1 pseudogene is annotated in these 306 nt (G+C 47.1%); it reads left to right on the top strand.

Annotated features, from left to right (window positions below):
• Window positions 1-306 (top strand): annotated as a pseudogene (locus MiSe_RS50110) (DUF4114 domain-containing protein); the annotation flags it as partial.

Genomic DNA, 306 nt, shown 5'->3' with positions numbered 1-306 from the left:
CGCCGGAGTCACAATTACCCAATCCGGCAGTAGCAGGAATATCACCGAAGGTGGCGCGACAGATACCTACGAAATTGTACTAACTTCACAACCAACTGCCGATGTCACCATTGCCATCAACAACGGTACGCAAACCGGAACATCGCCAACTAGCTTAACCTTCACTTCAGCTAACTGGAATACTCCTCAAACAGTCACAGTTAGTGCAATTAACGATAACGTCGCCGAAGGAAATCATAGCGGCACTATTTCTCATACAGCTACCAGCAGCGACGCCAACTATAACGGAATTACGATTAATTCCGT

The organism is Microseira wollei NIES-4236, from assembly GCF_020521235.1.
GTDB classification, from domain to species: Bacteria; Cyanobacteriota; Cyanobacteriia; order Cyanobacteriales; family Aerosakkonemataceae; genus Microseira; species Microseira wollei.
This window is presented reverse-complemented; position numbering and strand designations above follow the sequence as displayed.